Origin of the sequence: Mycolicibacterium duvalii, assembly GCF_010726645.1 — a bacterium.
Taxonomy (GTDB): domain Bacteria; phylum Actinomycetota; class Actinomycetes; order Mycobacteriales; family Mycobacteriaceae; genus Mycobacterium; species Mycobacterium duvalii.
The window spans coordinates 2,956,205-2,975,809 of sequence record NZ_AP022563.1; the positions used below are offsets into that span (position 1 = coordinate 2,956,205).

The following is a 19,605-nucleotide window of genomic DNA, read 5'->3' on the forward strand; positions in this document are numbered from 1 at the left end:
TCCACAACATGCAGACGTACATCGATGGCTCGGCATTCCGCCGTACCGCGCACTGCGACTGTGGTTGGAACGGTACTCCTCGCTGGATGCGGGCATCAGCAGTCGTGGACGCGGGCATGCATGCTGCGGAGACCGGCCACATCGCGGGTGCCGTGCCCGTGCCGACGGCCGAGCCGCTGGTCGTCCTGCGCGCGTCGTAGGAGCATCACGCGCGACGTTGCGCAATGCCGCACGCGCAGCTCAAGGGATCAGCAGGTAAAGCTGCGCAATTCTGGCGCGGGCACTCCGTCCAGGATGGCCTGCCAGGTGCAGATCTCAGCCGGGAACTCCACGTAGCGTTCCCAGGTCCCGTTGACGAGCCGAATCAGCGACTGCGTGTCAACCTCTCCGGTGGTGACAAACGCCCAATTGCCGTAGCAGCGCTCGACGGTTACCGGCTCGCCGATGTCGTCAGCGATCACCGACGCCTCGCACGGAATCCAGGTGGGTTCAGGGCTGGCCTGTTCCGGGAGCACCCGAATCTCGCCGCCGAACTCGTCACGGCACGTGCTCAGGTAGCCGTACTCGTCAGCGGTCGCAGCGGTCGGCGTGACACACAGCCAGCCGTCGAACTCCGCCGTCCATGTGTTGCCGCTGTGCACCAACACTGGGTCGTGCAGGTAGCGGTCGACGATCTCCATGGCGTCGCCGCATGAGGTGGGTCCCGAAACCACCTTGACGGTCCCCCGCACTCCGGTGCCCGGGTAGGCGACGACACCGCATCCCCCCGCGAACGTCGACGGCGTCTTCGCCGGCTGAGCGTGCGCAGATCCGGCAGCCCACCCCGTGCCGATGACGACGGCTGCGGCGGCCATCATTGCGATGGCGATAGCCCGGAAAGCCATCGTCGCCCCCTCCGATTGGCCCGACCTACACCCATTGTGCGCCCGCGACTGACCTGCACCGGAGATTTCCAGCGTCGCGTGCGTCGCGCAGACGCCGATTTGTGTCATCCGTTCGTACGAATCTTCGGACGACGCGCCTAATGACAGGCCTTATTTACGCATGCGGTGATTTACTCAGAGCCGCTTCAGCAAACTTCTCGCGGGAATGCGTTCGTACCGATTCGGAATGGTGGCCTGCCCCAGGGCGGGGCTGGAAGTCCGTAATTGCATGTTTCGGCAAGCCCGCCCGGTCAGGGGGTCGTGATGGGCTACGGACGCTTCGTCGGGCGGGTCGGCACGTTGGCCGCCGCGTTGGGAATCGGGTTGGCGGTGGCGTCCTCACCGGCGGTGGCATGGGCCGACACCGACGCCACCGCGCCGTCCGCCAGCCGCGACGACGACCGCACCGAATCCGACCGGCAGTCGCGCCGCACTCAGACACGACAAAGCGAGAAAGTCGCCAACGCAGCCACCGTCGAGGTGAAGCGCCAACGCGGCACTGATATCGCCCCCGACGAGCGTTCCAACGAAAACTCCTTCGCCGGGCTGCATGAGAACGAGGACACCGACGAACCCATCGAAGTCACTCAGGAGGTCCCGACCCGCAGTCCATCGGAGCGCCCCGAGCCACAGCCTGTGTCGCCGGTCCAGCTCGCCATCGAGGTGACACCCGCACCGGAGACAGCCGAGGAGCCCGAGACCGAAGCCCGAACGCTGACGATCGCGCCGGAACCGCTCTCAGCACCCGCGTCGCCCGAGATCCCTGGCGAGTCAACGATTCTGCTCGCCATGCTCGCCGCCGCCCGGCGACCGTCCACCACCGAGTTCCGTCAGGTGGCGGGCATTCAAGCCACCGAACTCGTTGGCGCGGTGCCGAACACCAACCCGACCGTCACGTCCATATCCGCTAGAACGCCAGGACTGTTCACCGCAAAGGTGCGGGGCCGCGTCCGCGCCACCGACCCGGACCGCGACAAGCTTTCCTACTCCGCGACCGCGGCTCATGGCACGGTGACAATCAACTCGTGGGGGCTCTACACCTACACTCCGACAGCGGAAATCCGCCACGCATCCGCCGCCTCCGCCACCTGGCTCTCGGACCGGGTCAATGTGACCGTCACCGACGGATATGGCGGCGTCGCCACCACCTACATCGACGTGGTGATCCGGCCGAAGAACTACCGGCCCAGCGCGAGAGCCACGGTGGCCAAAGGTAATCCGGCCAACGGCATCGTCACCGGCAGGATCAACGTCACCGACCGCGACGGCGACGCCGTGACTTACACCGGCAGCGGATCCACCTCGCGCGGCACCGTGGTCGTCAACGCGGACGGCACCTTCGTCTACACCCCCACCGCCGCGGCGCGCGAAGCCGCCAGCAGCATCTTTCGCCGAAGTGACCGCTTCACCGTCACCGTGAACGACGGCCACGGCGGCATAAAGACGGTCGGCGTGCGCGTCGGCATCGTCCCGCCCAGCAAGAACGCCGCCCCCACCGTCGGCAACCCCAGCTACAGCATCACCGGAGTCAACGGCGCCGACGGCACCGTCACCGGCTACGTCAACATGGCCGACCCCGACGGCTTCGGATTGACGTACTCCATCGCCGCAGGTGTCGCCGCCGGCACCGGATCGCTGGCCGTCAACGCCGCCTCAGGCAACTTCACCTTCACCCCGACCGTCGGCGCCCGCGAGCACGCCCACGGCACCCCCGGCGAAGACACCGTCCGCTTCACCATCGCCGGCAGAGACGGGCTCTCCACCGCCACAGTCGAAGTCACCGCTGTCATCAGCCCCAAGGCGCCGCCGCCACCGCCTCCGCCGCCGAGCACTCGCATGCGCTGGCCGTTGGGCTCGGTCCAGGTCAACCGCTACTTCGGCGGCAACGGCCACAACGGCATCGACCTGCATGTGACGATGAACCCGCGGACGCCGGTCTACGCCGCAGCTGACGGTGTGATCTCGTTCGAAGGCTACGGGCAGAATCATTCCTGGATGACCTGGGCGGCGGGCATCTGCGTGCTGGTCTGGCATCCGGGGCTAAACGTCTACTCGGGTTACGCACATCTGAGCAGCACGGTGATCAACAACGGGCAGAACGTCTCTCGCGGCCAATTGATTGGGTACGCCGGCTCCACCGGCAATTCGACCGGCCCGCACCTGCACTTCGAGGTGCTTCCGAGGACGCCGAACTTCAGCAACGGCTACTCGGGACGGATCGATCCGCTGCCCTATTTGCGATAGGCGCGCGACGCCCGGGCGGCTCCCACCCGAGCCACGATCTCCTTCGGCCGATCGCCCGCGACCACCCTGACGACGAGCCAGCCCGCCGATTGGATGTACTCCATCCGCTTGATGTCCCGGCGATAGCTCTCCTGATCGGTGCGATGCTGTTCGCCGTCGTACTCGACGCCGACATTGATGTCGTCCCAGCCCATGTCGAGGTAGTACCGGCGATAGCCGTCCGGACGCAGGATGGGAATCTGGGTGGACGGCCGAGGGAATTTGCGCATGAGCAGGAGGCGCAGGCGAGTCTCTTGCGGTGATTCCGCTCCGGCATCGACCAGATCGAGCACGGCGTCCAGGCGTCGAACTCCTCTGTTGTGGCGATGGAGTGCGGCGAGATCGCGGACGTCGTCGGCCTTGAAATGCGTTGTCCGCGCCAGAGCATCGAGCCGGGCGACGGCTGCATCGACCGGACCGCGCCGCGCCAGATCGAACGCTGTCCGAACCGGCGACGTCACCGGCAGCCCCCGCACGCAGACTATTTCGTTGTCCAGCAGCGAATCGTTGCGCGTCACGATCCCTGTCGGCGCCCGATGGTTCGGCCAGTTCAATTCGATGGCGATATCGTCATCTATCCATCTCGCGCCGTGCAGCGCGGACGCCGCGAGCCCGGTGACGACGCCTTGGCGGTGCGACCACAGCCATGCCGCTGTCGTTCGGTCGTCGAGGCTCAGCGTGCTGAATTTGGGCGCGTAGACGTCAGGGAAGACCCGACGGTAGTGGGTGCGCAACTGGTGGCGCGTGAGCAGGCCCTGGCGCAGTGCCTCACTGCCGACGAAAACCCCCACACAGGAAGCGTGGCACTGCCGACGATGGTCCTGGCGAGCTATCCACAGGCGGCGCCGAGATTCCACAGTGCAGTGAAACTGCAGTAGCGGCGGACCCTACTCGCTCTCTTCCGCCCGGAGCGCAGACTCAACGCACGGTCCCGATTGAGACTGCAGTGGCGGCGGACCCTACTCGCTCTCTTCCGCCCTGAGCGCAGACTCAACGCAGCGCAGACTCAACGCAACGGGACTACTCCCCCAGCAACTCCCGACGCAGTGCGGCGTCCTTCTCCAGCACCATCTGCTCCAGAGACTTCTGATAGTCAGCCATCCGCGACTGCAACGCAGAATCAGACGCTCCGAGGATCCGCACCGCGAGCAGCCCGGCATTGCGCGCGCCGCCGATCGACACCGTGGCCACCGGCACACCGGCCGGCATCTGCACGATCGACAGCAGCGAGTCCAGGCCGTCCAACCGCGCCAAGGGCACCGGCACCCCGATCACCGGCAGCGGGGTCGCCGAGGCCACCATGCCCGGCAGGTGCGCCGCGCCGCCGGCCCCGGCGATGATCACCTCGATACCGCGCCCGGCGGCCTCGCCGGCATAGGACAGCATCCGCGCGGGCGTGCGGTGCGCCGAGACCACGCCGACCTCGAACGGCACATCGAACTCGGCCAGCGCGTTGGCGGCGTCGGACATCACCGGCCAGTCGCTGTCGCTGCCCATGATCAGGCCTACCCGAGGTGTCATGCGTGCGGATCCCATCCGTCGGTCCAGACTGCGTGCGACAACCAGTGTGCCGCCCGCTCGGCGCGCTCCCGCAGCCCCTCCACCTCGGAGCCGACGAGGTTGACGTGCCCGATCTTGCGGCCCGGCCGCTCGGCCTTGCCGTACAGGTGCACCCGGGCGTCGGGCATCCGCGCGAACAGGTGATGCACGCGCTCGTCCATCGACATGTCCGGGGTCGACGGTGCCCCCAGCACGTTGCCCATCACCGTGTACGGCGCCAGCGCGGCAGTGTCACCCAGCGGATAGTCCAGCACCGCGCGCAGATGCTGCTCGAACTGCGAGGTGCGCGACCCGTCCATGGTCCAGTGCCCGGAGTTGTGCGGGCGCATCGCCAGCTCGTTGACCATCAGCCCGCCGGAGTCGGTCTCGAACAGCTCGACGGCCAGCACCCCGACCACCCCCAGCGACGACGCGATCCCCAGCGCCAGCTCCGAGGCCTCCGCCCCGACCGTGGGGTCCAGCCCGGGAGCGGGCGCGACGACGGTGACGCAGATGCCGTCGCGCTGCACCGTCTCGACGACCGGCCAGGCCGCACCCTGCCCGAACGGCGAGCGGGCCACCAGCGCGGCCAGCTCGCGGCGCATCGCGATCCGCTCCTCGATCAGCACCTCGACACCGTCGGACAGATACTGCTCGACCGCCGCCCGTGCTTCAGCAACCCCAGACGTCAGCACCACGCCGCGGCCGTCGTAGCCGCCGCGCACGGTCTTGATGACGACAGCCTCGCCGACCTCGGCGCAGAACGCGTCGACGTCAGCCACCGACGAGACCGCAGCGAACCGCGGCACCGGGGCGCCCAGTGCCGCCAGTTTCTGCCGCATCACCAGCTTGTCCTGCGCGTGCACCAGCGCCGACGGCGGCGGATAGACGGCCACCCCGTCGGCCACCAGCGCCTCCAGCAACTCCCCGGGCACGTGCTCGTGGTCGAACGTCAGCGCGGTGGCGCCGTCTGCGGCCCGGCGCAGCGCGTCGAGGTCGGTGTGCGAGCCGATGACCACGTCCGGGGTGACCTGAGCTGCGGATTCGTCGGCGCGCAGCGCCAGCACGCGCAGAGTCTGGCCCAGCGGGATAGCGGCCTGGTGGGTCATGCGGGCGAGTTGTCCGCCACCGATCATGGCGACGACAGGAGGCGACGCTGAGGTTCTTGGCACGCCGCATATGGTGTCATGGCCGATACCGCACCGTTGACCTGCGGTAACTGCAGCGATGCGACATTAGGGCCGCCGTTTCCGTAAACTGGCTCCTTGTGTCCTTTGCCGATGCGACGATCCGCCGCCTTCCGGGGCCGATCCGTCCCTACGCCGAGCGGCACCACGAGCTGATCAAATTCGCCATCGTCGGCGCGACCACGTTCGTCATCGACTCGGCGATCTTCTTCACGCTGAAGCTGACGATCCTGGAGCCCAAGCCGGTCACGGCCAAGATCATCGCCGGCATCGTCGCGGTCATCGCGTCCTACATCCTGAATCGGGAGTGGAGCTTCCGGGACCGGGGCGGGCGTGAGCGTCATCACGAGGCGTTGTTGTTCTTCGGGGTCAGCGGCGTGGGCGTGCTGCTGAGCATGGCTCCGCTGTGGGTGTCGAGCTATGTGTTCATGCTGCGCGCGCCGATGGTGTCGCTGGCCACCGAGAACATCGCCGACTTCATCTCGGCCTACATCATCGGCAACCTGCTGCAGATGGCGTTCCGGTTCTGGGCGTTCCGCCGCTTCGTGTTCCCCGACGAGTTCGCCCGCAACCCGGACAAGGCGCTGGAGTCCGCGCTGACCACCGGCGGGATCGCCGAGGCGCTCGAGGACGAGTACGAGCTTCGCCACCCGCACGGCTCCGACAACGTCACCCCGATGCGGCCGCCCCGGCGACGCCGGGTCCGCCCCCGCCTCGACGACGACACCAAGGTGTCGAAGACGTCCTAGGGCTTGAGCCCCATCTCGTGGTAGGCGCGCTCGGTGTTGACGTGCCACGGATCGGTGACCAATTCGCCGAAGTAGCGCCCGACGCTGTGCAGCGCGCTGAGCATGGCGTGATCCTGGTTGTCGTAGCGGTGCATGCCGTTGCGACCCATCGGGTGCAGCGACGGGTAATGCGCACGCAGGTAGTCGCGCAGACGGACCACGCCGCGGTCGCGCGTCGGGTCGTGGATCGGGTAGGCGTACTTGGACCGGACGACCATCACCTTCTCGATAGTCGCCGGGTTCAGGCCGAGGGTGCGTAGGTCCTCGGTGACCAGCGCGGTCAGGTGCTCGTCGCCGGCGTCCCACAGCGCACCGCCGGGTCCGATGAAGTACTCGAAGCCGAGGAACGTGCCGTTCCAGCCGTCCGGCGTCAAGCCCTCCGACCAACGTCGGTAGTTCTGCACCCGGCCGGCGTGGACGCCCGGCGCCGGGGTGTAGACCCAGTTGTACGGAATGTCGTAGGCCTTGCTCAGCGCGACGGCCACCGTGATCAGCGACCGGTGCTTCAAGGACGCGGCCACGCTGCGGATGTACTTCGGCGGCTGCGGGTCCAGCGCGCCCACCAGCTGTCCCAGCGGCATGCTGGAGAACACCGCATCGCCGATGACGGTCTGTGCGCCGGCCAGGCCCGCGGTCCAGGTCTGCCCGTCGTAGTGCAGCGTCTCGACGGGTGAGTTCACTGCGGTGACCACGCCGGCCTGGGCCAGCTGCGCGGCGACCGCCTCCCACAGCTGGCCCGGTCCACGCCGCGGGTACCGGAACACGTCCTGCTCGAGGAAGGCCCGTTCGGCGCGGCGGCGCCAGCCGATCGGTTTGATGCGCTGCAACGCCCAGTCACTAGACAGTTCGCGCGGCTCGGTCAGCCAGGTCTTGCGGACGTAGCCGTCGAAGAACATCTGGTACCAGTAGCGGCCGAACTCCTCGACGCCCCAGTCCCGGAAGTTGTCGAGGCGGTCGGTGAGGCGCACGCGTCGGCGCACCCGCGACCAGGCCAGGCTGCTCAGCCCGCGTGCCCCGCTGCGAATCCCCATCTGCCGGATCAAGTCCCGCCCGATCAGCGGGTAGCGGACGAGGTGACCGTCGACCAGCATCGCCGAACTCCGCGGCACCGCGACCCACTGGTCGGCGGGCAGCAGCGAGCGCCACAGATCGGAGATCTCCTCGCTGCGGGTGAAGAAGCGGTGCCCGCCCGGGTCGATGCGCCAGTCACCGTCGGACGGGGTGCGGGCCAGGCCGCCGACGGTGTCGGAGGCCTCATAGATGCGGGGGGTGACGCCGCGCCGGGTCAGCTCCAGTGCGGCGGTCAGACCGGCCGGGCCGGCGCCGATGATGATCGGGTAGCGCGGCGCCATCAGCGTCCCCGCAACTGTGGAAAGCAGCGGTAGTCGGCGATCAGGTCCTCGATGTCCTGCTCGGTCAGGTCGTTGAGCGGGGTGGACAGGAACCGCAGCTGCGCGTACTGGCTCTGCAGCGGCAGGAACCCGCTGAGCAACGGTTCCGGCGTGCTGCGGATCACCAGATCGACCTCGCCGATCTCGAACGCGTCGGCGATGTCACACCCGTCGGCCGCCGAACGTGCGCAAGCCGACCGCAGCTCGTCGACAGCGTCGTAGGCGGCCAGGATGTTGACCCGAAACCCGTTGCCGCTCATCGCCTTTTCGACCTCTCCCGCGGCGTCCACATAGTGCTGCGGCAGCAGCTCGAGGTCACCGTGCACATGCACGCCACACGCCGCCGGGTCGAAGTGCGCGGGGATCATCTCGCGGAAGAACCGTTCGGAGGCCGCGTAGACGGCAGCGAGTTCGTCGGCGCTGCGGCCGAGGTTGGCCCGGCTGAGGTTGTACACCGACACCGTCTGCACCCCGAGGCGCTGCAGCACCAGCAGGATCTGCGTGACCTTCTGCGCTCCGCGCAGGTAGGCCTCGGCGAGCGTGGTGTCGTTGGCCTGTGCCCAGCGCCGCAGCCCGTCGGGGATCAGCCCGACGTGGGCCGGTTGATCGGTCATCGCGTCAGTCTTCGGTGGGGCGCAGGACCGCCAGCACGGTCAACAGCAGGATCTTGAAATCGAGCATCAGCGACCAGTTCTGGATGTAGTAGTTGTCGAATTCGGCGCGGTCGGCGATCGAGGTCTGCCCACGCAATCCGTGCACCTGCGCCCACCCGGTGATGCCGGCCTTGACGCGGTGCCGCTCGCCGTAGCGGCGGATCTGCATCTCGAACAGCTCGACGAACTCCGGTCGCTCGGGACGCGGGCCCACCAGCGTCATCTCCCCTTTGACGACGTTGAGCAGCTGGGGTAATTCGTCCAGCGAGGTCTTGCGCATGATCTTGCCGATCCAGGTGCGCCTGTCCTCGCCCTCGACACCGCCCGGTGCCGCGCCGTCCTTCAACTCGAACTTGGCCGCATTCGGGTCTTCGGGACGCATGCTGCGGAACTTGAGGCAGTCGAACACTTTCCCGTCGCGGCCGATGCGGGGTTGGCGGAAGAAGATCGGCCCGGGTGAGCTGAGCTTGACCGCCAGCATCAGGCCGAGGAACAGCGGCGAGATCAGCAGGAGGCCCAGGGCAGCCAGGAAGCGGCCCAGCGCGTGCTTGAACGCGAACTGCCACCCTTTGGGGTCGGTGTGGCACATCACCATCAGCGGCACGCCGCCGAGGTGCTCGATATATGCGCCGCCCCCGACCGCGTCCATCAGCCGGGGCACCACCCGCACCCGCATGCCCAGGTTCTGGGCGACCTGGGCGGTCCGGGAGAGCTCCTCGTCGGACTCCGATGACGGCGCGATGAGCAGTTCGACGGCGCCCGTTGTGCGCGCGGCGATCTCCACGTCAGCCGGAGAGCCGAGGTAGGGCACGCCGAGCGCGTCCAGATCAGCGGGCTTGTCTTCGGCGAGCACGCCGACGGGGTGCAGCCCGTAATCCGGGATCTGCCGCATGCGGGTGATGAGCTGACCGGCGACCGGACTGGAGCCGACGATCAGCGCTGACGACCCGAACTGATATTTGCGCCGCAGATAGCGCTGACATAGCGACCGGATCAGCCGAACCGCGGTGAAAAACACTGCAGCCCACAGCCACAGCCGCACCACCACCTCGGCGGTCCGCACCTGATTCTCGATGACGGTGCCGGGCGCCAGGGGCGGTATCAACACCATCATCGTGGTGAGTACCGCCAGCGACGAGACGGCGACGCTGGTCATCACCGGTTCGAAGTCGTCGAGGAAGCTGTGGCTGAGCTTTCGCTTGTACATCCCGCGGGTGTAGAGCACGAAGATGACGACCGGGATGAACAGATAGGTCAGCAGCGCCACCGGTCGGGGGTCCTGACGCGCGTTGGTCAAGTCCAGCGCGAGCATCACCGCCCAGAACGCGGCCCAGATGTCGAGGCCGATCGTCAGCGGGATGTAGCCGCGTTCACTCCGCAAAGCCTCAAACCATCGGGGTTTCCGGGTGAGGTTCTCGTGGATCGGCGGCACAGCCTTCAGCTGCGGCACGGTTGGCCGCTGCGACGGCCTGTCGACCGACGGCTGCGCTTCCACCACCATGAACCACCCCTGAGCGACCCTGTTGGCTGTCACTGTAAGGGGGCTTCGCGGCGGGTTGCGCCAAAATTATCGTTAAATGAGAACGCGGCAGAAATATTTTGCTGACGCCGTTCCCGCATCGAACGCCCAAAAATTTGCCATGCGACCGCACACCGGTATTTGTTCCAGGTCAGTGACCGAAGATGCGCTCGGTGGCCAATGCTGCGAGATCACTGAGCACCTGCACATGTCCGGGCCGCCACTGCCGCGGCTTGGTGTCGTAGACGCACAGCGTGCCGACCGCGTTCTGGGCGTTGTCCATCAACGGGATGCCGAGGTAGGACACCACGGAGCCGTCGAGCACCGCGGGGTGGTTCCGAAAGACGGGGTCGACGCGGGCATCGTCGAGAACCAGCGCAGTCCCGTTTGCCACAGCGTACTGACACACCGACTGCGACAGTGGCGTCTGTCTTTCCTCGTCGGTGTCGCTGCCCATTCCCGCGGTGCTCTTGAAGAACTGCCGGTCGACATCGACCAGCGACACGGCGGCGTGCGGGGCATCCAGAGCTTCGGCGGCCGCCCGGGTGATCCGGTCGTAGGCCTCCTCGGGCGGACTGTCGAGCAGTTCGGTGGCATACAGAGCGTGCAGTCGGTCGGGGTCGTTGATCACAGCAGAGATGTCCGGCATCGCGTCGCTGGCAAACACGCCACGATCGAGAAGGTGGGCGCGGGCAGTCTCCAGATCGGGGCTTCCGGCGTGCTTGAGCTCCATCAGCATCCGCGCGCCGACCGCCCGGAAGATGTAGGTTTCGACGTCCTCGCCGGCATCCCTCGCCATGTCCTCGAGGGCACGGTTGAGCCAGTCGTCGAACTTACGCACCGAAGCGTTCACACCACGCACGGTAATCGAAGACCCCTCTAATTGACACTCGTAAAAAATTGTCGCCGCGGGTAGCCGGGCAAATGCCGCTGCCGGGGTCGACGGGCGGGATACGATCCGTCGCGATGACTGAGCGGTCCTCCGAACCTGACGGAGATTTGCAGGCGCACTTGCGATTCGCATTCCTCACCGAGCTGTACCACCCCCACATCGGGGGCCAGGAGGTGTTCTTCCAGGAACTCGCCGAGGCGATGGTGCGCCGCGGCCATGCGGTCGACGTCTATTGCATCGGCCACGAACCCAGCCTGGCGGCCGAGGAGACGGTGAACGGTGTGCGGGTGCACCGGTATCCGAGCGACGGCGGATACCAGAAGCCGCTCATCCCCGCGCTGCGGCGCAGCTGGTCGCAGATCACCCGCTACAGCGCGCACATTCGTAAGGTCGCCGAAACCGGGGGCCACGACTTCTATCTGCTCAACCAGTGGCCACTGATGCACGTGCTGGCGTTGCCGGGGCGGGTGCGACCGCGCAGCGCGGTGCATTGGTGCGAGGTGCGCGAGAGCGCGCTGTTCCGCGTGCTGCAGGCGCGGCTGCCGAAGATGGTCGGCTCCAACTTCGCGGTGAGCACCGCCGTGGCGGAAACCATCGCAGCCCAGTCCGGTCGACCGTTCGCGGTGCTGCCCAGCGGCATCGAGGTGGCGCGCTACCGCAGCGCGGAGCGTGCGCAGCGGTCGGGGGCCTTGTATCTGGGGCGACTGTTCGAGCACAAGAATCTGCCGCTGCTGGTCGACGCGTTCGCGATCGCCGCCGCCAAAGGGCTCCCGGGTGAGCTGGTGATCGCCGGCGACGGCCCGGCCCGCGCCGAGATCGAAGCACACGTGGCGCGCAGCCCGATCGCCGATCGGGTCCGGATGCCGGGTTCGGTCAGCGAGGAGCAGAAGATCGACCTGATGTCGCGGGCCGCGGTGCTGGGGATGCCCAGTAAGCGCGAGGGCTTTCCCCGGGTGATCACCGAGGCGATGGCCAGCGGTCTGCCCATAGTCACCGCACGATTCCCGGAGAACGGCGCCAAAGAGGTAGTCGCACAGTACGGTTCAGGGGTCGTCTGCGACACCACGCCCGACGCGTTCGCCGAGGCGCTGCTGGCGACACAGACGGACTGGGACGAGTACTCGAAGGCGGGTCTCGCCGGAGCACAATCGCTGGACTGGTCGGGCATCGCCGCGGACCTGGAACGGCGGGCGGGGGAGGTTGTCGGACATGGCAGATGAGGCGCGGCGGCCACGGGTCATCGTCACCGGGGGCGCGGGATTCGTCGGGCATGAACTGATCCGCAACCTGCGACCCCGGGCCGACGTGCTGCTGGCCGACCTGCTGCGCTACGGCCGGCCGGACTGGTTCGACGACGATCTCGACAGCATCGAGTTCCACCAGCTCGACATCCGGGACGCCGAGGCCACGCGGCGGGTGGTCGACGGATTCAGACCCGACGTGGTGGTGCACCTGGCGGCCATCCACTACATCCCCGAATGCGACGCAGACCCGGCCAACGCGGTCGCGACCAATGTGGCCGGCACGGTCAACGTGATGGCGGCGTGCGCGCCGGGCACCCGGTTCGTGTTCGCCAGCAGCGGCGCGGTCTACCAGCCCGACGACGCGCCGCACCGCGAGTTCGAATCCGCGCTGGGGCCGGCCGATATCTACGGCATCACCAAGCTGCAGGGTGAGGAGTACGTGCGCGCGTTCGCCCGCGATCGCGGGCTGAGTGCGTGCATCGTGCGGTTGTTCAACGTGATCGGCCCCGGCGAGACCAACCCGCATCTGCTGCCCGCAATCGTGTCGCAGCTCAAGGCCGGCGCGGAGACGATCAACCTGGGCAACACCCACCCCAAACGCGACTACATCGACGTGCTCGACGCGGCAGCGGGTTTCGCCGCCGCGGCGCTGGGCACCAACCCGGACGGGGTCGACTGTGAGGTGGTCAACCTCGGTAGCGGACACCAGTATTCGGTCGACGACATCCTCGACCGCATGCGGGCGGCGCTGGGACTGACGTTCGAGGTCCGCCAGGACCCGGCGCGGATGCGGGCGGTGGACCGTCCGTATCTCGGGGCCGACATCGCCCACATCCGCGACGTGTTCGGGTGGGCGCCGCAGCAGACGCTCGACGAGACGCTGCAGCGCACCTGGGCCACCCCGGACCTGGCGGCGAACCTGCGTGGACGCGCGGTGTGACAACCGCGTTCGGCGTCGCGATCACCACCGTGGGCCGGTGGCAGGAGTTGGCCAACCTGCTCGACGACGTGGCCGCCCAAACTCTGCGCCCGCGCGCGGTGGCGGTGGCGTTTCACGCCGACGACAACGAGACCCCACCCGAACTCGCCGCACTGGTGCATCGGTTCGCCGACACCCTGCCGATTCGCACCGTGGTGAGCCCGCGCGGGGTGTCGCACGGCCGCAACACCGCAGCCGCCGCACTACCCGACACCGTGGAGTGGCTGCACTTCCCCAACGACACCACCCGCATCGACCCGGACTTCTTCGAAAAGCTGGCACCGCACTGTGTTCCGCCGGCCACGGTGTGCGCCGTCCAGATGGTCGACGACGAGGGCTCCCGCAACCCGCTGCCGGCACCCGGCACGGCGCTGACCCGACGCAACGTCTGGGGCGCCATCGAACCGGCGACACTGATCCGGCGCGAGGCCTTCCTGGCCGCCGGCGGATTCGACACGGCACTGGGTTCCGGCGCGGACAGTCCCTGGCAGGCCGGCGAGGGCACCGACCTGCTGCTGCGGATGAGCGCGCAGCCGGACTTCTTGATCCAGTGGGTGCCCGACGTCGTCGTACATGCCCACACCGAGTTCGCCCACCTGCCCGCCGCCGAGCGCCGCCGCAAGCTGCGGCGGTACGGCCGCGGCGCCGGGCATCTGCTGCGCACGTGGCGATATCCGTTGTGGTACCGGTTGGCCCATCTGCTGGCCGCAGCGCTGATGCCGCTGCGCAACCCCGGCAAGTTCACCGTGCGCGACTCCTGGGCGCTGCTGCTGGGCCGCACCGAAGGGGTGCTGGGCCGCACCCTGGGCGGCGACAGCGACTACCGGGCAGTGTCGCGGTGAACGTACCGGCGCGGCTCGTCGAGACCGCCGCCCAGATCGCCGCGGGTCTGGCGCTGGCCGCGTTTCCGGCGTTCTACCTGGCGGTGTTCGCGCGGATCGCGCCCATCGAGCGGCAGGGCTTCCTGGCGCTGAGCCTGGCGATCGGCGCCTACGTCGCGGCGATGCTCAGCGCGTGGGTGGTGGAGTCCCGGCTGGCCACTCCCGATGCCGATCACCGGGTCGCGTTGCCCTGGTGGATGACGCTGATCAGCGTCGCGTCGGGAGCACTGTTGATCATCGGGCCCGCCGTGCCGCCGGCGCCGGTGCTGCTGATCGGGGTGGTCGGGTTGATGTCGGGCCTGCTGATGGGCCGCTCGGTCGGGGTGGTGACGGGCCGGTGGCAGCTGGAGGCGGGCGCGGCGGCGCTGTTGCTGACCGCGTGCGGCGCCGCGCTGCTTCTGGCCCGCGCGCAGGACGACAACAGTGTGCGCGTGCTGGCGCTGGGCGCGACGGCGGCGATCGTCGCGCGGCTGTGGAGGGCGCCGCGGTACGCCGGCTCCGGGATGCCTCCGGACTTGCGGCGCGCGGCGTGGGTCACCGGTGAGACTGCGGCGGTGGGCGTGGTGCAGCCGGCGCTGCAGGCCATCGTGCTGGTGCTGCTCGGGCCGGCGGCGTCGGTGGGGTTCCGGGTGATCTCGACGGTGTCGGGCGCGTTGGAGCCGATCCTGGCCTACGGTCGCATGCGGTTGCTGGCGCACGGCAGCAGGAACGAAATCGTCCTGGTGGCAGGGACATTCGTGACCGGGGTCGCGGTGATCTTCGGCGCCGAGTTCCTCGGGGTGTGGAGTGCGGTGTTCGGTCCGGCGTGGGACGACGTCGTGATCGTCGCGCTGCTGCTGGCGTGCCTGTGGAAGGGCTCGATGCTGGTGTCCACGGTGCCGTTCGCGGCGCTGCGCCGCGCCGGCCGCACCGCGCTGGTGTTCTGGATCCGCTGTGGCAGCACGCTGATCTACCTGATCTTCGGTGTCTCGTTCCTGCTGATCTTCCGCTCCTACACCGCGGCGTTCGCGGCGTTCCTGCTCGCCGAGGTGCTCAGCTTCGCGCTGTACTACTACGGTTTCACCCGCACCCGCGTCCAGACTGGTAGACAGGCCGGGTGACGCTCCCGCTGTCCAGGCGACGCCTGCTGGCCGCGATCCCCGCGATCCCCCTGATCGCGCTGGCCGCGTGCGCGCGCCCGCAGAACCGGGTGGTCAACGTTCGCGACCACGGCGCCGTCGGTGACGGCGCCGCCAACGATGCCGCGGCCATCCGCGCCGCCGCCGCAGCCGTCGAGCCGGGCGGCACCCTGCTCTTCCCCGCGGGCAGCTATCTGTTCGCCGAGCTCAATCCCTCTGAAGGCGCGGCCATTCGCTTCGACGGCCGCTCCGACGTCACCGTCGAGTTCGAGTCCGGCGCCGAACTGGTGATGGACACCGTCGACCCGGCCACCGATCTGGGCACCAGCCACGGCATCCTGGTGCGCGGACCGGCGTCGAACATCAGACTGCGCAACGTCCGGATCCGCTGGACCACGCGGGCCACGAGATCAATGGGTGACGGCATCCGGATCGTGGGCTGCCCCACCGACAACGACGAGACCCCGGTCGGCTGGGACGGCCCGCCGGCCCCGATCACCGGTGTCGAGATCACCGACTGCGACATCCGCTCGGCCGCCCAGTCCGGGGTGATCCTGATCGGAGTCTCCGACATCACCGTGCGGCGGCTGCGGGTGCACGACACCGCAGCCGACGGACTGCACTTCAACGCGTGCCGCCGCGTGACCGTCGACGACTACGTTGCCGGCGACAACGGCGACGACGGCCTGGCGCTGGTCACCTATTTCAACGAAGAGTTCTTCTTCGACGCCCCGGCGGAGACGTTCGCGTTCCCGACGCTGACCGACTGGTCGAACGCCGACGTCACCGCCACCAATGTGCGCGTCACCGGCGGAATGGCCAACGGCGTCCGCATCGCCGGCGCCCAGCGCGTCTCGCTCAACGGCATCACCGTCACCGGCAAACAGTCCGGGTCCGGGGTGATCGTCGACTCGGCGACGGTGGAGTCCGACCCCATCTGGCACTACGTCGCCTCCCGCGAGATCAAGCTCAACGACATTGCGGCCCAAGACTGTTCGATCGGCATCCACCTGCTCGCCCGCCCGCCCGCAACCGCGGTGGACCCGCGCTTCACCGACTTCGACGTCGAGGTCACCGACGCCCGCTCCTCCGGCTGCACCAACTGGGGAGTGCGCGTGGAGTCGCTGACCGAGCAGCGCATCACCGGCCTCCGGCTCACCGGCTGCCAGGTGGAGGCCACCGCGACCGAGGGCGGTGACGGCGGGGTCGGCCTCGGCAACACCCGCGACATCGTGCTCGACGACCTGACGGTCACCCACGCGGTGCCGGTCACCACGTTCTTCGCCGGCGACAGCGCGAATCTGCAGATCGGCGCGCTGCAGCTGGCCATCGACGGCAGCGGCGCACCTGACGGTCAACCTCCCGCGCCGTGCGCGGTGTTCGAGGACTGCGACGGCACCGTCGCGCAGATGAGCGTGCGGTGGCCGGCCGCACCGGACTCCTGGACCCCGGTGCTGGTGCGCAGCGCAGACGCGGTGTGCGGCGCGCCGACCCTCGATCCGACGGTGCGCATCGCTGATCTCACCGTTGAGCCGGCATCGGTGACGACCCGGATCGGCGACTGCTGAACTCGGCGTCGCGCGCTTCGTCACGCCGGCACCACAGGTTCGCCGCCACCGCACTGGCCACGGTCAACAGCAGCAGGAAGATGACGAACCCGAAGTTGACGTTCTGGGTGCGCCACACCTCCGACAGACAGTGCGCCATCACCCCGGCCGACGCGCCGACCACCACGCCGTACCGGAACAGCCGCGCGAACGCCCACCCGGCGAAGGCGTACAGGCCGATGGTGTACACCCAGCCCCACATGCCGTAGACCGCGTAGGTGTCGGCGAACACCGAGTTGGTGGTGAAGTTCGACTCCAGCTCCACCGAATACGCGTAGGCCTCGGCATCTTTGAGACCGTCGCTCTTGGCCACCTTCTGAAACTGCAGGAAGGTCGGCCGGGCGGCGTCCGAGGAGGTGACGATGTGGCCGGGGTTCTCCCACGTGGCGGTCATCACCGCGTCGGCGACGCCGATGGACACCTGCGCCGGCACCCCGAGGTAGGCGCCCATCTGGTACAGGTTCATCACGTACGGGTTGGTGACGCCGACGTCCTTGTAGTACAGCGCGTTTCGGACATAGTTCAGCCCGGCCAGCAAGCTCATCCCGACGCCGACCAGCACCACCGCCGCGATCCAGCGTCGGGCCACCGCGGAGCCGGTGTGGGCCGACGGCGTGCGGGTCTTGACCCAGATGACCAGGTAGACGACCGCGGCCATGAACAGCGAGAGCCGGGACGCGATGGCCGCGTTGAGCACCAGCAGCAGCAGGGCGAAGACCATGAACGGCCACGCGATGACCTTCTTGCGCCACAGGTAGAACCCGATGGGCGCGGCCAGGATGGTCGCCGACCGCAGCGTCTGCACGCCGGCGTAGCCCGGCAGCGCGTTGGTGAACTGGTCCTCCTGCGTGGTCAGCGACCCGATGATCGACTGTGCGCTGCCGATCTTGTAGTAGGAGTAAGCGATTCCGATGATCGAGGTGATCATGATCAGCGCGAAGTACCGCCGCTCGAAGCTCGCTGTCATCAGCCGCGCCACGGTCGCGGCCGGGGGGCGCTTCTCCAGTCCGACCCGCCACCCCCAGGTGGCCACCGACACCACCGCGGCGTACCACACCACCAGCAGCAGCGTGCCCGCCAGCGACGGCGTCTCGGGGATCGCGAACCCGGACAGCTTGGCCCAGGACGCCGGGATGCTGCCGCGGGAGCGCCAGCCGACCAGGAGGAGCCACGCGGTGAACGACGCGATGACCGGTACCAGGATGAAGAACGCCGGAGTGAACCACCACGGCGGCGGCACGGCCAGATGATCCCCGTCGACCGGGCCGGCGGCACCGGTCCGGGCCGCGGGCGCCAGCCGCAGCGCCACTACGCCTCCGCCGGGGCGGGTTCCGGTGGGGTTCGCTTCTTGGGCTTGGTTGCGCGACTCCACCACGGGCGGTGGGTAAACACGGCGACCAGGGTGGCGTTCTCGGCGGCCGACCGAACCGCGAGGGTCTGCGCGACGGTGTCGACGCCCAGCCGCGCGGCCACCAGCAGGTCGGTGGCCGACGCAATCGCCTGGGAGACCAGCCGGGACTCGCCGAGAACGCCGACGTCGATGACCGCGGTGGCGCCGTGGTTGGGCAGAGTCAGTTCGTCACCGTCCAGTTCGGCCAGCGTGATCGTCCGGGCCGGGCCCTCCTCGGCGGCGGCGAAACCGAGCAGCGCGGCTACCGTCGCGCTGCCCGAGGACTCCGAGGCGCCCAGCACGACCACGACCCGCGGCGCGGCCGCCGAGGCGGGCAGCTGCGCCCACAACGTGCGGGCCAGCGTCGCCTGCGGGCGACCCCAGGAGTGGCGCGGCGGTTGGCGCAACGGCACGGCCGGGACCAGCACCGCGTCGATCGCGTCGACGATCTCGGGATCCGAGGACAGCCGGCCGGCCCGGCGGCGACGGCGCATCAGGATCGACGGGAACAGCGAGCCCAGAAACAGCGCCCCGAGCACCGCGCCGACCAGCCACTGGTTGGTGCTGGGGTCGTTGGCGGTGGGCGGCTGCAGCACCGACAGCATGCTCGACGGGTTCGCCTGCAGCTCAAGGCGTTCCCGCAGCCACCGGAGCTGCTCGCGGCGCTCGACGCCGGGCTCGTCGCGGGTCCACTGCGCCAGCACCGGCAGCACCGCGCGCAGCTGCTCGTCAGCCCGCTGGGCCAGGTGCTGGCGATACAGGTCGACCGCGGTGCCGACGGTGCGGATCGCCTCGCTGGCCGATGGCGCGGTGCTGCTGATCGACACCACCGCGGTGTTGCCGTTCTGGGTGACCTCGAAGGTCGCGGGCTCGGACTTGCCGAGCTTGTCGCCGACCGCTTGGGCGAAACCCTCCCCGGACAGGAAGGCCACCTCGCCGGCCACGTAGCCCTCTTGGATCTCCTGGGTGGTGGGGGTGGTCTGGCTGGCGCCGCCGGCGACGGCGACCAGGTCGGCCTGCTGGGTCAGCCGCAGGTAGCTGGTGGCGGTGGTGTCGGAGGTCGACGCGCTGAAGATCAGCGCGCCGAGCAGCGCCCCGACCAGGATGCCGACCGCCGCGGCCAGGAACAGCCGCGCGCGCCACTCGCGGGTTTCCAGGGCAGAGATCGTCGACAGCGACGCCTCGGACGCGCCCCCCGCACTGGCTGACAC

The 19,605-nt window shown here is 68.7% G+C and carries 17 protein-coding genes; 7 read left to right on the forward strand and 10 right to left on the reverse strand.

Annotated features, from left to right (window positions below):
- Positions 1 to 248: 248 nt before the first annotated feature.
- On the reverse strand, positions 249 to 884 hold the full coding sequence (locus tag G6N31_RS13915) for a hypothetical protein (protein WP_133117714.1): 636 nt from the start codon (positions 882 to 884) through the stop codon (positions 249 to 251).
- 303 nt (positions 885 to 1,187) lie between these two features.
- Here G6N31_RS13915 and G6N31_RS13920 point away from each other — a divergent pair, with 303 nt between their 5' ends.
- Positions 1,188 to 3,167 carry a cadherin-like domain-containing protein gene (locus tag G6N31_RS13920; protein WP_098005129.1) on the forward strand — a complete coding sequence of 660 codons (1,980 nt, stop codon included), beginning with the start codon at positions 1,188 to 1,190 and terminating at the stop codon, positions 3,165 to 3,167.
- Here the strand turns inward: G6N31_RS13920 and G6N31_RS13925 are convergent.
- The 3 genes from G6N31_RS13925 to G6N31_RS13935 all read right to left on the reverse strand — a co-directional run bounded on the left by G6N31_RS13925 (position 3,155) and on the right by G6N31_RS13935 (position 5,881).
- Entirely contained in the window at positions 3,155 to 3,997 is an 843-nt protein-coding gene (locus G6N31_RS13925) for a type IV toxin-antitoxin system AbiEi family antitoxin (protein ID WP_098005128.1), read from the reverse strand. The genes G6N31_RS13920 and G6N31_RS13925 overlap by 13 nt on opposite strands.
- A 229-nt stretch (positions 3,998 to 4,226) precedes the next feature.
- Positions 4,227 to 4,727: a 5-(carboxyamino)imidazole ribonucleotide mutase gene (gene purE, locus G6N31_RS13930; RefSeq protein ID WP_098005127.1), complete on the reverse strand. Its 501-nt coding sequence runs from the start codon at positions 4,725 to 4,727 to the stop codon at positions 4,227 to 4,229.
- Positions 4,724 to 5,881 carry a 5-(carboxyamino)imidazole ribonucleotide synthase gene (locus G6N31_RS13935; RefSeq protein ID WP_234815444.1) on the reverse strand — a complete coding sequence of 386 codons (1,158 nt, stop codon included), beginning with the start codon at positions 5,879 to 5,881 and terminating at the stop codon, positions 4,724 to 4,726. Before G6N31_RS13935 ends, purE begins: the two co-directional genes overlap by 4 nt.
- Before the next feature lie 131 nt (positions 5,882 to 6,012).
- Here G6N31_RS13935 and G6N31_RS13940 point away from each other — a divergent pair, with 131 nt between their 5' ends.
- Positions 6,013 to 6,681, forward strand: coding sequence for a GtrA family protein (locus G6N31_RS13940; protein WP_098005125.1), 669 nt, complete (start codon positions 6,013 to 6,015; stop codon positions 6,679 to 6,681).
- Here G6N31_RS13940 and G6N31_RS13945 read toward each other — a convergent pair.
- From G6N31_RS13945 to G6N31_RS13960, 4 genes are all read right to left on the reverse strand, one after another.
- Positions 6,678 to 8,072: an NAD(P)/FAD-dependent oxidoreductase gene (locus tag G6N31_RS13945; protein WP_098005124.1), complete on the reverse strand. Its 1,395-nt coding sequence runs from the start codon at positions 8,070 to 8,072 to the stop codon at positions 6,678 to 6,680. The genes G6N31_RS13940 and G6N31_RS13945 overlap by 4 nt on opposite strands.
- A complete protein-coding gene (locus G6N31_RS13950; protein WP_098005123.1) occupies positions 8,072 to 8,725 on the reverse strand; it encodes an undecaprenyl diphosphate synthase family protein in 654 nt (217 codons plus the stop codon). The genes G6N31_RS13945 and G6N31_RS13950 overlap by 1 nt, the downstream gene beginning before the upstream one ends.
- A 4-nt stretch (positions 8,726 to 8,729) precedes the next feature.
- Positions 8,730 to 10,265 carry a sugar transferase gene (locus G6N31_RS13955; protein ID WP_098005122.1) on the reverse strand — a complete coding sequence of 512 codons (1,536 nt, stop codon included), beginning with the start codon at positions 10,263 to 10,265 and terminating at the stop codon, positions 8,730 to 8,732.
- Between the two features lie 169 nt (positions 10,266 to 10,434).
- Positions 10,435 to 11,124, reverse strand: coding sequence for a GAF domain-containing protein (locus tag G6N31_RS13960; protein WP_098005164.1), 690 nt, complete (start codon positions 11,122 to 11,124; stop codon positions 10,435 to 10,437).
- Between the two features lie 125 nt (positions 11,125 to 11,249).
- Here G6N31_RS13960 and G6N31_RS13965 point away from each other — a divergent pair, with 125 nt between their 5' ends.
- Genes G6N31_RS13965 through G6N31_RS13985 form a run of 5 tightly spaced genes read left to right on the forward strand, consistent with a single transcriptional unit; the run spans position 11,250 to position 16,965 of the window.
- Complete coding sequence (locus G6N31_RS13965; RefSeq protein WP_234815442.1) at positions 11,250 to 12,395, forward strand: glycosyltransferase family 4 protein; 1,146 nt, start codon at positions 11,250 to 11,252, stop codon at positions 12,393 to 12,395.
- Positions 12,385 to 13,359 carry an NAD-dependent epimerase/dehydratase family protein gene (locus G6N31_RS13970; protein WP_098005121.1) on the forward strand — a complete coding sequence of 325 codons (975 nt, stop codon included), beginning with the start codon at positions 12,385 to 12,387 and terminating at the stop codon, positions 13,357 to 13,359. The genes G6N31_RS13965 and G6N31_RS13970 overlap by 11 nt, the downstream gene beginning before the upstream one ends.
- Complete coding sequence (locus G6N31_RS13975; protein WP_098005120.1) at positions 13,356 to 14,240, forward strand: glycosyltransferase family 2 protein; 885 nt, start codon at positions 13,356 to 13,358, stop codon at positions 14,238 to 14,240. Before G6N31_RS13970 ends, G6N31_RS13975 begins: the two co-directional genes overlap by 4 nt.
- Positions 14,237 to 15,379: a hypothetical protein gene (locus G6N31_RS13980; protein WP_098005119.1), complete on the forward strand. Its 1,143-nt coding sequence runs from the start codon at positions 14,237 to 14,239 to the stop codon at positions 15,377 to 15,379. Before G6N31_RS13975 ends, G6N31_RS13980 begins: the two co-directional genes overlap by 4 nt.
- Positions 15,376 to 16,965 carry a right-handed parallel beta-helix repeat-containing protein gene (locus G6N31_RS13985; RefSeq protein WP_098005118.1) on the forward strand — a complete coding sequence of 530 codons (1,590 nt, stop codon included), beginning with the start codon at positions 15,376 to 15,378 and terminating at the stop codon, positions 16,963 to 16,965. The genes G6N31_RS13980 and G6N31_RS13985 overlap by 4 nt, the downstream gene beginning before the upstream one ends.
- Here G6N31_RS13985 and G6N31_RS13990 read toward each other — a convergent pair.
- Positions 16,919 to 18,379 (reverse strand): hypothetical protein, encoded by a 1,461-nt coding sequence (locus G6N31_RS13990; protein ID WP_179964182.1) that lies wholly within the window; start codon positions 18,377 to 18,379, stop codon positions 16,919 to 16,921. The two genes, G6N31_RS13985 and G6N31_RS13990, sit on opposite strands and share 47 nt — an antisense overlap.
- Entirely contained in the window at positions 18,313 to 19,605 is a 1,293-nt protein-coding gene (locus G6N31_RS13995; protein ID WP_133117713.1) for a hypothetical protein, read from the reverse strand. The genes G6N31_RS13990 and G6N31_RS13995 overlap by 67 nt, the downstream gene beginning before the upstream one ends.